Origin of the sequence: Shewanella zhuhaiensis (genome assembly GCF_022484835.1) — a bacterium.
GTDB lineage: Bacteria > Pseudomonadota > Gammaproteobacteria > Enterobacterales > Shewanellaceae > Shewanella > Shewanella khirikhana.
In genome coordinates, this window is record NZ_JAKUDL010000004.1 from 23,718 (window position 1) to 37,147 (window position 13,430).

Here is a 13,430-nt window from a genome sequence, read left to right on the forward strand (position 1 = left end):
GGCGGCGAAATCGGCTTAGCGCCTGAGTTCGTCGCCGCTAAAGGAGTGAAAATGTTATCCAAAGCGTTCAACAAGTCGTTGCAGCAGATCTGGTCTGTGGCCTTGTTGGCGATTGCACTGGCGCTGGGTTCCGTTTCTGGAGCCTGGGCTGCCGATGAGCAATCCAGCCAGCAGCAAGCCGCCAAGACCAGCGATGCCGATCTGTGGCGCGCGGTGAAGGCCGGTGAATCCGGTTACACCACGGCCCAGGGCGTCGAAGCCGGCGTGCTGATTAACGTGGCCGGTAATCAGGGCAAAGAAGTCCGCAACCAGTACCTGACCCCTGTCATGGGCTTTGCCGTGGTGGGTGTATTCGGTGCCTTCCTGCTGTTCTATCTGGTCAACGGTCCCTCGAAGCTGCACCACGGCTTCTCGGGCAAGCTGGTGGCCCGTTGGAGCAAGGCGGATCTGTGGATCCACTGGGTGATGGCCATTGCCTGTATGCTGCTGATCTTCACCGGTTTGACCATCATGCTCGGTCGCCATGTGCTTGAGCCATACGTAGGGGCGGGCCTGTGGGCATCGCTGATCTACGGCAGCAAAACCATTCACGACTTTGCCGGGCCTGTGTTCATTCTGGCCTGGGCCCTGTGCGTGGTGAAGTGGATGCCGCTGCAAACCTTCAAGCTCTACGACCTTAAGTGGTTCCTGCTGGTGGGTGGCTACATCAACTTCGGTCCCTTCAAGGGTAAGCACCCCGACAGTGGCTTTGCCAATGCCGGTGAGAAGATGTGGTTCTGGACCCTGACCATTTTCGGTCTGTTTATCAGCGTGACCGGGGTGATGCTGGTGTTGCCAGGTCTGGATCTGCCACGGGAAGCTTCAATGGCCGCCCTGCTGATCCACGCCATCAGTGCCATCATCATTATTGCCTTCACCATAGTCCATATCTGGATGGCGACTGTGCTCAGTGAAGGTGGTATGGAGTGTATGAAGTCCGGTTACTGTGATGAGAACTGGGCTATCCAGCACCACAACCTCTGGTACGATGAAATCAAGGCCAATGGCAGCCTGAAATACAAGGACTGACGTTTAGTCCCGTGCTGAAAAGGTCCAGTTTTGACTGGGCCTTTTTGCACAATCGGCACCACAACCTCTGGCTTTCTTACAAAATCCAGCGAAATCAAGGCCAATGGCAGCCTGAAATACAAGGACTGATGTTTAGTCCCTTGCTTAAAAGGCCCGGTTTGACTGGGCCTTTTTGCACAGTCGGCACCATAACCTCTGGCTTTCTTACAAAATCCAGCGAAATCAAGGTTAATGGCAGCCTGAAATACAAGGACTGATCGAGTCCTTCAAATGAAAAAGCCCAGTGTTGACTGGGCTTTTTTATGCCTTTTTCTCAGCGCCTGTATTTGCACATCTCACATCGCAAGGCCGCCGTTCTGCAACGGTTGCCGGCGTTATTTGCGCTGTGTCCTCTCATGTCTCAATTGCACAAAAACGTCACAAATTTAACTATTTATCTTTGTTGTATCAAAGGGTTACAGCTTCGCATTTCGTGCGGTTTTTTGCACTTGTTAACAAATCCAACCCGTGAGCCGCAGCAGGCGGCGCGAACACTGCGCCAGATCAATTCCTGTGCGCCCGCGCGCGGCTACAGTGGCGGCGAAATTCAGCTAACCCATTAATAAAAATGGGTTTAATAACAATAGTCGTGCTTTTTGTTAACAAAGGTCGGTTAGCCGGGCTAACCAACTCAGGAGCAAGTATGAAAGCAACCCCTTCCAGCGCAGAGCGCAGGGCGTTTCTCAAGGCCATGGCCGTGGGCAGCGTTGCCGGTGTGGCGGTGGCAGCCACGGGCACAGCAGTCGCCAAGCCCGTTGAGCATGCTGAAACAGCCGATCAGGGCTATCGCGAGACTGATCATATCCGCCGTTATTACGCCAGCTTACGCGGCGAGTAAAAGGAGACAGTGATGAAACTGACCCGCAAATCTGACGTCGCCGCCAAGGCCGAGGCCAAGCCACTGGGCATGAGCCGCCGTCAATTTATGAAAACGGCCGGTATTGCTACCGGTGGTATCGCCGCCGCCTCTATGCTGGGTACTGGCATGATCCGCCGTGCCGAAGCCAAAACCGTTTCTGTGCCCCACAATGCGCCTATCGAAATTAAGCGTACCGTGTGTAGCGCCTGTGCCGTGGGCTGCGGTCTGTATGCCGAAGTACAAAATGGTGTCTGGACCGGCCATGAACCCGCCTTCGACCACCCATTCAACGCCGGTGGCCACTGTGCCAAGGGCGCTGCGCTGCGTTACCACACCCATTCTGACAAGCGGGTGAAATACCCAATGAAGCTTGAAGGCGGTAAGTGGAAGAAGCTGAGCTGGGAACAAGCTGTCAGCGAAATCGGCGACAAGATGCTGAAAATCCGCGAAGAATCCGGTTCTGACTCGGTGTACTTCATGGGCAGCGCCAAGTTCTCCAACGAAGCGGCTTACATGTACCGCAAACTGGCCGCCATGTGGGGTACCAACAACGTCGACCACTCGGCCCGTATTTGTCACTCTACCACCGTAGCCGGTGTGGCCAACACCTGGGGCTATGGTGCGCAAACCAACTCATTCAACGATATTCGCAACGCCAAAAATATCTTCCTGATTGGTGCCAACCCTGCCGAGGCGCACCCGGTGGCGATGCAGCATATCCTTACCGCCAAAGAGCGTGGCGCCACCATTACCGTGGCTGACCCACGTTTCTCGCGCACTGCGGCCCACGCCCATGTGCACCTGCCACTGCGCCCCGGCACCGACATTCCGCTGGTTTACGGCCTGATGTGGCACATCTTCGAAAACGGCTGGGAAGATAAAGAGTTTATCCGCCAGCGCGTGTTCGGCATCGAGAAAATCCGTGAAGAAGTGAAGCGCTGGACCCCGGATGAAGTGGAAAACGTCACCGGCGTTTCCAAAGAAGCCGTGTACAAGGCCGCCAAGCACATGGCAGAGCATAAGCCCGGCACTGTTATTTGGTGTATGGGTGGTACCCAGCACACAGTGGGTAACGCCAACACCCGTATTTACTCCATTCTGCAGCTGATCCTCGGCAACATGGGGATTCAGGGCGGCGGTACCAACATTTTCCGTGGCCACGACAACGTGCAGGGCGCCACCGACATGGGCCTGCTGTTCGACAACCTGCCCGGTTACTACGGCGTAACCACAGGTGCCTGGCAGCACTGGTCCCGCGTATGGGATCTGCCGTTCGATCAGGTGAAAGCCCGCTTCGATGCCAAGCAGTACCTCGGCCGCGACCCTATGACCACCCCGGGTATTCCCTGCTCGCGTTGGCACGATGGTGTGCTGGAGGACAAGGCCAAGCTGGCTCAGAAAGACAACCTGCGTCTGGCCTTCTTCTGGGGGCAGTCGGTGAACACCGAAACCCGTCAGATGGAAGTGCGTGACGCGCTGGATAAGCTGGAAACCGTGGTTGTGGTTGACCCTTACCCAACCATTGCCGGTGTACTGCACCGCCGCACTGATGGCGTGTACTTGCTGCCTGCGGCCACAGTGTTCGAAGGTGAAGGCTCGGTAAACAACTCAGGTCGCAGCGCCCAGTGGCGTCAGCAAGTGGTTGAGCCTATGTTCGACTCCAAGCGCGACATGGAAATCATGTACCTGCTGGCCAAACACGTTGGCATTGCCGATGTCTGGACCAAAAACATCGAGGTGAAGAACAACCGCCCCGTGCCCGAAAGCGTGATGCGCGAGTATGCCCGCGGTATGCGCTCCATCGGTTACACAGGTTGGTCGCCAGAGCGTATCAAGGCCCACACCATGAACTGGGGCGACTTCTCCAACGAAACTCTCGAGGCTGTCGGTGGCGTCAACAAGGGCGAAACCTATGGTCTGCCATGGCCATGTTGGGGTCTGCCAGAGCAGAAGCATCCAGGCACCCAAATCCTCTACCGCACCGGCATGAACGTGAATCAGGGTGGTGGTAACTTCCGTGCCCGTTTCGGGGTGGAATATCAGGGCGAAAGCCTGCTGGCCGATGGCTCTTTCTCCAGGGATGCCGACATTCAGGACGGCTACCCAGAGTTTTCCGCCGACATGCTCAAGCAGCTTGGCTGGTGGGATGAACTGACCGAAGACGAGAAGAAACTCGCCGAAGGCCGTACCTGGTCGACCGACCTTGGCGGCGGCATTGTACGTGTGGCCCTGGCCCACAACATGGTGCCTTACGGTAACGCCAAGGCCCGCTGCCGCGTGTGGACCTTCCCGGATGAGATCCCGACTCACCGTGAGCCACTGTACACCGCGCGTCGCGATCTGATTGCCAAGTACCCAACCCACGACGACATGCAGGTGCACCGTCTGCCAACCCTGTTCAAGACCATTCAGGACAAGGTAGTGGCCGACAACCTCGACAAGAAGTATCCGCTGATCATGACCTCAGGTCGTCTGGTGGAATACGAAGGTGGTGGTGAAGAGTCCCGCTCCAACCCATGGCTGGCTGAGCTGCAACAAGAGATGTTTGTTGAAATCAACCCAGCCGATGCCGCCGACCGTGGTATTCGCAACGGCGATACCGTGTGGCTGGAAGGCGCCGAGGGTGGACGTATTCGCATCAAGGCCATGGTGACCCCAAGGGTGAACCCGGGCGTGACCTTTATGCCTTACCACTTTGCCGGTGTGATGCATGGCGAAGACCTGCAATACCCCGAATCCGGTGGCATAAGCACCAAGCCCTACGTGGTGGGTGAGTCTGCCAACACCGCGCTGACCTACGGTTACGACCCTGTAACCCAGATGCAGGAGACCAAGGTGTCCCTGTGTCAGATAGCTAAGGCCTAAGCGCGGTAATCGAGGAGATAAGTCATTATGGCTACAATGAAATTTTTGTGTGACACCAAGCGCTGCATCGAGTGCAACGGCTGCGTCACCGCCTGTAAAAACGAAAACGACTCCGCCCTCGAGTGGGGTATTCAGCGCCGCCGAGTGGTCACCATCAAAGACGGTGAGCCCGGTGAAGCGTCTATCTCGGTAGCTTGCATGCATTGCTCCGACGCCCCCTGCATGGCGGTGTGTCCGGCCAACTGCTTCTACAAGACCGAAGAAGGCATAGTGCTGCACGACAAGGACACCTGCATCGGCTGTGGCTACTGTCTGTATGCCTGTCCGTTTGGCGCGCCCCAGTTCCCGAAAAAGGGTGCCTTTGGCAGCCGCGGCAAAATGGACAAGTGCACCTTCTGTGCCGGTGGCCCGGAGGAGAACTTCTCCGAGGCCGAGCGCGAGAAATACGGCGCCAACCGTATCGCCGAAGGCAAGCTGCCCATGTGTGCCGAGCTCTGCTCCACCAAGGCGCTGCTGGCCGGTGATGCGGAAATCGTTTCCAGCATCTACCGTGAGCGCGTTGCCTATCGTGGCGCCGAGAACGGTGCCTGGAAGTAACACAGCCAAAGGGGGCGGCATAGCTGCCCCCGAGCGAGGTTATCTATGAACAATTGGTTCAAAATCCTGGCCGCGGCTGTGGTGCTCATGATGGGCATAAGCCTTGGTCATGCCGCCGACACAGTACCGGCAGCGGACCCACAAATGTGGGCTCAGCTTAAAGACGGTGCCACCGGCTACACCACCTCCACCAGTGAGTTCCACAACCAGCCGATCAACACCTACGACTTGCGGGTGCTGGAGCTGCGCAGTGTGTTGTTGGCACCTGGGCTGATGGCGGCACTGTTTGGCATGATCCTGGTATTTGCCCTGTTTATCATGGTCAACGGCATCTCCAAGCTGCACCATGGGTTTTCGGGCAAGCTGGTGTATCGCTGGTCAAAGCTCGATGTGAGCATTCACTGGCTGGGTGCCATTCCCTGTCTGCTGCTTATCATCACCGGGCTTATCCTGCTGGCGGGGCGCTTCTTCTTCCAGCCATATGTGGGTGAAGGCGTGTGGGCCGCCATGGTGTACGGTGCCAAGCAGGTGCACGACGTCATGGCCATCCCCTTCATGATTGGCTGGGCGCTGATGACCCTGATGTGGGCCAAAAACCAGCTGCCGAAAATGTACGATGTGAAGTGGTTTATGGTGATGGGCGGCTATATCAACTTTGGCCCCTTCAAGAACCAGCACCCCGACGCAGGCTTTGCCAACGCCGGTGAAAAAATGTGGTTCTGGACCTTCGCCCTGTTCGGGCTGGTGATCTCGGCATCCGGTATGTTGCTGCTGTTCCCCAACCTGTTCGAGCCAAGTCGTACCTTAAGCCTGATTGCCCTTATTCTGCACGGCATCAGCGCCATCATCATCTGTGCCTTCTCCGTGGTGCATATCTTCATGGCCACAGTCATGTCTGAGGGCGGTATGGAGTGTATGGTGTCGGGTTACTGTGATGAGAACTGGGCTACCCAGCACCACAACTTGTGGTTTGATGAAATCAAAGAGAATGGCACCCTTAAGTACAAAGAGTAATCTTTGGCTTACGTGGTGCTGAGAGGCCCGGTTCCTGGGCCTCTTAAGCCAAGCCAGGCACCACAATTTGTGGTTTGATGAAATCAAAGAGAATGGCACTCTCAAATATCAGGAGTAAGTACTTCGCCCTTCACCTTTGAAACTGAAAAGCCCCGCGATTGCGGGGCTTTTGGTTACTTGACAGCATTGGAGTGGAAATTTTAGCTTTCGCCGCTTTGAGTTGATTTAGCTAAGCTGCAAGAGAAGAATTGTGCTTCCCATCTTTTTCTCAAGTCCTTCCTGGATCTCCTCTGCCGCCTAGCCGTTGGTGAAAGCCCCCTCAAGCTTTTGTCGAAAATTGCCGCTGGTTCAGGCGCTCATCTTTGATTCGACGGAATCTGTTACGGTATCTTTCGGACAGGAGTTCCTATGTCGTGAATGGTAGGATATTCGAGAAAGGTCATGCCTCACTACACCTTTTCGTTACCGCTTGTCGGCGGCACCGATGGGGAAGGGGATATGTCTTTGATTGCGTGTACTGATTCAATAGGAAGGTGAAACTCAAACTAAGCGCATTCTCCAACCTTAACTTCCCTTTAGTCATATTCTTCGAAAATTCATGCGAGTTTCCACGTATTTAAACAAGAACCATACCTTGCGTATTTATTTGGTAAGTGTTTTTATTATTTTCTTGTTGCGAATGGACAGGTCGTAGCAGTCGAACTCTAACAAACACTGGTTAAGGATGAAAATACATGAAAGTGTTAATGGCGCTAATGCTAACGCTGGTATGGATGTTGGCGAGCTCAGTGGCGAATGCATATACACAGTTAACAATAGACGATTTCGTAAATGATCCACTCTTAATCGATGCGGAGTTTTCACCAGATGGCAGATATCTGGCATTTATCCGTAATGATGGTAAAAGTCGTGATGTAATTATCAGGGACTTTTCGCAAGAAGGGGCACCTATTACCGGCGTTTTGCAGGATGAATTTATTCGAGCTGACTCTATCAGTTGGGCCAACAACTCTCGCTTGATAGTGAACCTAATGGTGCCTTATGAGCATATCTCCCAGTTAAAGAAGAAGGCTGAAACAGACCCTGGATTTGATTTAGATGAGTATGATTACTTCAGGCGATCTATCTCCATGAATATTTACTGCCAAGATAAGGTGATTTTGCTCAACCACAAAAATTACAATCGAAGGAACTTGAACCTGTCAAAAATTTCCAATTTGCTTGCAGGAGATGACAAACATATATTAATGCCTGCTTGGGGCTATGATGGCCTAGAAATAATGAAGGTAGATGTTTACACAGGCAAGGGCCAAGTAGCGTTTAAGGGGGGAGCTCGTACCTACAGTATATTAACAGACAACAATGGACAGCCCACTTTCCGGCTTGATTATTACGGCAATAGTCGCAGTGTCAAAGTTTACGAATATACCCAAGAGCGTGAATGGATAGCTATAGACCACATTTATTTTGAGCAGGGTGATGATGATGAGTTCGATTTTGAAGGCCTGATGGGGATAGGCAAAGAGGGGGAGCTGATTTATCGAAAGCGAAATGAATTGAGTGGCTATTTTGAAATAGTAAAGTACAAAAAGGGAAGCAAAGATAAGCAGTTAGTGGCTTTTTTGCCAGGGGAAGATATTTATTCTCCCATGTTTGATTCCTTTTCAGGTGAGTATTTGGGGTATCAGGTGCAGCGAGATTTGATCCGCAACGTATATTTGGATAAGAACTATCAGGCTCATTATGACAAGGTCGCTGAGGAAATAGGACATAATAATTTCGCTTTTTGGGCATCAAGCTCCAGCACAAATCGGGCGGTTGTAAGGAGTAGTGGTGCTGATCATCTTGGTAAGTTTTATGTGTATGATTTTAAATCACAAGTCTTGACCTGGATTGGGAATGTGCACAATCACCTCATTCCTGAAAACTTGGGGTTGCCAGCCAAGGTAAACTATATCGCCAGAGATGGCCAAAAGTTGCGCATGTACTTATTATTTCCACCTAATTATGATGACACCAAAGCCTATCCCATGGTGGTTTTGCCTCATGGTGGTCCACATTCACGCGATAGTGCCAGTTTCGATATCTTTGCCCAGTACATGGCTACTCGGGGGTACATCGTCATTCAACCAAACTTTCGTGGTTCCACCGGCTATGGCTTAGAGTTTGAAAAAGCGGGCTATAAGCAGTGGGGGCGTTTAATGCAGGATGATGTCTCAGACGCTGTAACCTATATGACCAAAAACGGTTATGCCGATAAGTCTCGAGTGTGCATCGTAGGGGTATCTTATGGCGGCTATGCTGCTCTGATCGGCACTATTAAAACCCCCGAGCTTTATCGTTGTGGAATAAGTATTAATGGCGTGACTCACTTAAAAGATCAAATAGCTTTCGATATGGACTCCGCAAAGATTAACGAAGACCAAATCGAAGAAATACTATATGAGCGTATTGGTCATCCTATTCAAGACTCAAAAATGCTCGATGATAATTCACCTGCGTTGCTTGCATCCAAAGTCGCCTTGCCACTGTTGATTATCGCAGGTGACAGAGATCAAGTTGTGCCCATCGCACAGGCAGAAGGTATGGTTAAGGCACTGAAGAAGTCAAAGAAAGACTTTAAGTTTGTCGAATTGACTGACACCGGTCATAACCCGTTTATTAATAAAGATAGTGCTGCCAGAGTGTTTCAGGAGGTGGATCAATTCCTTAAAATCTACCTAGGTGAATGACTGAAAAGCTCTATGAGGACACCCAAGATTATTTCGCGTGGTGCGAAGATTTAATTAAGACCTCACGCGGAGGGCTATAGATATTATTGGCGCGTTTTGCTTGGTTAAATAATTGATTTAAAAGCGATTGTTTGGCTTGATGACTGTCTTTGACCGGTTTCAGCGATGTCAAATCTCAGAAAATCTCTGATAAGTTGGTTTGGATGATTTCGGTCAGCAAAGTCACTTCTGGCAGTTAGCTGCACCTTGTTGCTCTATGAGGACTGGCATAACTCGTTCACTGGGGGGCTGGTTGCACATAGTCCCCGTTCGACGCTGCCGAGGGTGTTGCTGAAAATGGCGTAGCGAGGCATGGCCGTTCACGGGCGTCCTGCCCTTTACGGCATAGGGACTCCTGATCAGCACCGGTTGAATCTGGGGCGAGTGTTATGCAGTTGCAAGCTCACGAGCGCGAGGTACAGACGCCGAACCGGGATGGATTTACATGGATGTAAAGCCGAGCGTCTGTCGCGTTCGCCAATTTTCGGCATAAGCCTGAGGAGCTGTCAGCGTTGGTTGGGGTGCTCTTTCGAGTACAGAGTGCTTTGGGCAAGCAAAGCATTTTGCCCGGGTCTGGGCTGAAAGCCCACGATCTTCTGCCAAGCGAAGCTTGGATAATAAAACTCCCCACCTGAACTGGGGGGCGAAGCTCAACGATTTTGGCCAAGAAGCTTGGCAACAAAGCCTCAGGGTATCGAAGAAACCCATAATTGTTGGCAAAGCCAGAGGGCGGTATGGAGTGTATGGTGTCGGGTTACTGTGACGAGAACTGGGCTACCCAGCACCACAATTTGTGGTTTGATGAAATCAAAAAGAATGGCACTCTTAAATATCAGGAGTAAGGACTTCGTCCTTCACCTTTGAAACTGAAAAGCCCCGCGATTGCGGGGCTTTTTGTTGCTTGCAGCAACGGGGACTCAATTTCTGCTTGGGCTGCTTTGAGTTGATTGAGCCAGGCCGCAAGAGAAGTATTGCGGCTGTCCCATCTTTTTCTTGTTGAGGCTCAGATAAGACTCAGGGTCACATCCACGTTACCGCGGGTGGCGTTGGAGTAGGGGCATACCTGGTGCGCCTTTTCAATCAAGGCTTGAGCCAGAGCTGGCTCCAGACCCGCAAGCTTGACGCCCAGCTCCACACTGATGGCAAAGCCCACGCCCTTGGGGTTGGCACCAATGCCAACCTTTGCCGTAACCTCGGGTTCGTTTGGCAGACGCAGCTTGTCCTGACCGGCGACAAATTTGAGTGCGCCGATAAAACAGGCGGAATAACCGGCGGCAAATAGCTGCTCTGGATTGGTGCCCGGACCGTCATTGCCACCCAGGGCCTTGGGGGTGCTGAGGTTGACACTCAGGCGACCATCGTCGGACGCAGATTTTCCTTCGCGTCCACCGATAGAAGTGGCGCTGGTATTGTACAGTGCGTTCATAAGTATTCCTCTTTAAATGGGTGTCTGGTTGCGTTCGTTTAGCCACATCTTTGGATTAGTTATTGCGATAACTATATCCTGAAATAAAAAGCCATTCCGGCGCCTTGGTGACAAAGTTATCGCAATAACTAAGTGTGTGCAAGTTAAAATTGCTGCGCAAAGTGAAAGAACGCCCGCAATGTGAGCAGGATCACATATGAGTTGGCCGACAGGAGTTGAGCATTGTGACGTTGTCGCAGCCTGGTGAGGCGGCGGGAAATAGCAGGGTCAGCTGCCGAGTTTGTGGCGCAGGTCGTTCAGCAGCTGCTTGAGCGCTTGCAGCTCAGGGACTTCCATACCGCAGTGGCTGATGATGCATTGGTTCACCTCAAGGGCCTGTTGCTCCATGGTCTTGCCTGCTTCGGTCAGAGAAATCACCAGAGAGCGCTCATCCTCATCACTGCGGCGCCTGTGTACCAGCCCCTGACTCTCCAGGCGCTTGATGACGGGGGTCAGGGCGCCCGATTGTTGCCCGAGACGCTCGGCTATGTCCTTGAGGCCCATTCCATCCTGCTCCCAGAGGATCAGCATAATGAGGTACTGAGTGTACGTCAGGCCCAGTGGCTCCAGCAGTGGTTTGTAGAGTGAGGTCATCGCCAGCGAGGTGGAGTAGAGGGCAAAACAGAGCTGGTTGTCCAGAAGCAGGCGTTGATGGCTGGGCATGGCTTTTATCTTCACTGACTTGTCTGGCGGCACTATAGCAAATGCGACCGGGACGGGCAAAAGCCACGACAGGACCCGGCCTGGAATGGAGATTTGGCATCTTGCCTGTGCCTCATTTTACGCGGCCGTCTTACGGGCGAGCTTATGTTTCTCGTTTGTAAGCGCTGAATAAACAAACTGTGTATTCAGCATGGCTAAAATATGCGCTGCTTAACAAAAACCGTTGGTGGACTCTGGTAGCTTGGGCAAATCCGTAACAGCTCACGTTTTGCCTATATCAAAGGGGGTAGTCTTAGGGACGCAGTTTCGGAATCTTCTTTTTGATTATCAAAAAGATCCATTTCGAATGATCTTTGACAGGAAGCCCTATGACCAGCAACAGCAGCACCCTAGCCATCTCCAAGGCCGCCGAGGCCCGTGTCGATATCAGTTTGCCTGACTGGCTGCTGAGCACTGCTGAGCGGGTGATGAACTTCTATGTCGACCGCAATCTGCGGCTCGATACCCTGTCCGTCGATACCATGCCCGCGCCTGTGCCCGGCAAAAAGTACATGCTGTACGCCCATGTGCCTTTTTGCCATACCCTCTGTTCTTACTGCACTTTCCACCGCTTTACCTTTAAAGAGGATAAGGCGCGCGCCTATTTCATTTCGCTGCGCAAAGAAATGACAATGGCCAAAGAACTTGGCTACGATTTTGAGTCCATGTACATAGGCGGCGGCACCACCACAGTGCTGGAAGACGAGCTGGCCCGCACTATTGAGCATGCGCGGCTGCTGTTTCCGTCGATTAAGGAAGTGTCCTGCGAGTCAGACCCGCGCCACCTGGCAAGCCCCGAATTTCGTCAGCTCAAGGGCTTGGTGGACCGCATGTCCATCGGAGTGCAGAGCTTTGATGATGGCATCTTAAAGATGACCGATCGCTTCGAGAAGTTTGGCTCTGGGCTGCAAACCTTCGACCGTATTCAGGCGGCCAAGGAGCTGTTTCCGATTATCAATGTGGATTTGATTTTTGGCTTCCGTGGCCAGAGCGAAGAGATTATTCAGCGTGACCTCGACATGGCGCGCCGCCTGGACCCTCGGCAAATTACCACTTACCCGCTGATGATCACCCACCAGACCCGTAAGAGCGTAAAAGGCACGCTGGCGGCGCCCCAGGCGGATCTGGCCCGGCAGTACAGTCAAATCCTCACCAGTTTGCGCGGCCAGTACAACCAGCTGTCGAGCTGGGCCTTCGGTAAGGCCAACGACGAGGGGTTTGATGAGTACGTGATTGATTATGATGAATATCTTGGGGTGGGTTCGGGCTCGTTCAGCTTCCTTGGCGATACTCTGTATGTGAACACCTTCTCGCTGCGCAAATATCAGGAACGCATCGAGGCGGGCAAGATGAGCGTCGAGCAGCAAAAGCGCTACGATACCAAGGCCATCATGCAGTACCGCTTCCTGCTGGGGTTATTCTCCGGCCGCCTGTCGCGCCAGTATTTTCGCGACACCTTTGGGGTAAACCTCGATACTGCGCTGTTTAAAGAAATGACCGCCATGAAGCTGATAGGCGCGCTGAAAAACGACCCGGCCAATCCAGAGGAGCTTATCATCACCGACAACGGCAACCTGATGGGGCTGCTGATGATGAAAGAGTTTTACTCCGGCATGGACAACGTGCGCGCCCAGCTGCGTAAGCCATTGAAGTCGTGTGATATGTAGCTAAGGTTTGCTTGTATTTGTGGTTGCGGCTGACTCGGCGCTGGCCTGATTGGGATAGAACAGCAGCGCGCTGCCGTCATTGAGCGCTTCTTCATAAAATCCTGCGAAGTCGCGGTATTTGTCTGTGTTCAGTACTTCAATTTGCAACCTGCCACAGCTGATATTGGTTAGTTCAGTGAAGCCGTATTTTCGGGCTTCGCTGATGGCTGCTTCGGCATCGTCAATTTCTTCGATTTGCCGCAGGAACAGCATACATTTGTGCCTGCTACCTGGCTCAGGCGCATGCCATTGGTACTCAGACTCTCCGCGATAGTGACCGGAAAAGCCGTAAATCATCACAACAGCCATGGGTTTCCTCTTCTCCTTGAGCTACTCAGTCAGGC

The 13,430-nt window shown here is 52.7% G+C and carries 10 protein-coding genes and 1 pseudogene; 8 read left to right on the forward strand and 3 right to left on the reverse strand.

The window, feature by feature from the left end; genetic code table 11:
* Positions 1 to 51: 51 nt before the first annotated feature.
* From MJ923_RS12015 to MJ923_RS12045, 7 genes and pseudogenes are all read left to right on the forward strand, one after another.
* The gene (locus MJ923_RS12015; protein ID WP_240591304.1) at positions 52 to 1,068 is read left to right on the forward strand and encodes a formate dehydrogenase subunit gamma; all 1,017 of its coding nucleotides are present in this window, start codon (positions 52 to 54) and stop codon (positions 1,066 to 1,068) included.
* A gap of 682 nt (positions 1,069 to 1,750) precedes the next feature.
* Positions 1,751 to 1,945, forward strand: coding sequence for a formate dehydrogenase (locus MJ923_RS12020; protein WP_126168808.1), 195 nt, complete (start codon positions 1,751 to 1,753; stop codon positions 1,943 to 1,945).
* A gap of 12 nt (positions 1,946 to 1,957) precedes the next feature.
* Positions 1,958 to 4,831, forward strand: a complete 2,874-nt coding sequence (locus MJ923_RS12025; RefSeq protein WP_240591305.1) for a formate dehydrogenase subunit alpha — start codon at positions 1,958 to 1,960, stop codon at positions 4,829 to 4,831.
* 27 nt (positions 4,832 to 4,858) lie between these two features.
* Complete coding sequence (gene fdh3B, locus MJ923_RS12030) at positions 4,859 to 5,428, forward strand: formate dehydrogenase FDH3 subunit beta (RefSeq protein WP_126168806.1); 570 nt, start codon at positions 4,859 to 4,861, stop codon at positions 5,426 to 5,428.
* Positions 5,429 to 5,515: 87 nt separating this feature from the next.
* A complete protein-coding gene (locus MJ923_RS12035; RefSeq protein WP_420854484.1) occupies positions 5,516 to 6,442 on the forward strand; it encodes a formate dehydrogenase subunit gamma in 927 nt (308 codons plus the stop codon).
* 734 nt (positions 6,443 to 7,176) lie between these two features.
* Entirely contained in the window at positions 7,177 to 9,174 is a 1,998-nt protein-coding gene (locus tag MJ923_RS12040; RefSeq protein ID WP_240591307.1) for an alpha/beta hydrolase family protein, read from the forward strand.
* Positions 9,175 to 9,938: 764 nt separating this feature from the next.
* Positions 9,939 to 10,055 (forward strand): annotated as a pseudogene (locus MJ923_RS12045) (formate dehydrogenase subunit gamma); the annotation flags it as partial.
* Positions 10,056 to 10,216: 161 nt separating this feature from the next.
* Here MJ923_RS12045 and MJ923_RS12050 read toward each other — a convergent pair.
* Positions 10,217 to 10,639 carry an organic hydroperoxide resistance protein gene (locus MJ923_RS12050; protein WP_240591308.1) on the reverse strand — a complete coding sequence of 141 codons (423 nt, stop codon included), beginning with the start codon at positions 10,637 to 10,639 and terminating at the stop codon, positions 10,217 to 10,219.
* 267 nt (positions 10,640 to 10,906) lie between these two features.
* Positions 10,907 to 11,341, reverse strand: a complete 435-nt coding sequence (locus MJ923_RS12055) for a MarR family winged helix-turn-helix transcriptional regulator (protein ID WP_240591309.1) — start codon at positions 11,339 to 11,341, stop codon at positions 10,907 to 10,909.
* 368 nt (positions 11,342 to 11,709) lie between these two features.
* Here MJ923_RS12055 and MJ923_RS12060 point away from each other — a divergent pair, with 368 nt between their 5' ends.
* Positions 11,710 to 13,047: a coproporphyrinogen III oxidase family protein gene (locus MJ923_RS12060; RefSeq protein ID WP_240591310.1), complete on the forward strand. Its 1,338-nt coding sequence runs from the start codon at positions 11,710 to 11,712 to the stop codon at positions 13,045 to 13,047.
* Here the strand turns inward: MJ923_RS12060 and MJ923_RS12065 are convergent, their stop codons facing one another.
* Complete coding sequence (locus MJ923_RS12065) at positions 13,048 to 13,395, reverse strand: hypothetical protein (RefSeq protein WP_240591311.1); 348 nt, start codon at positions 13,393 to 13,395, stop codon at positions 13,048 to 13,050.
* Between the last annotated feature and the right edge of the window lie 35 nt (positions 13,396 to 13,430).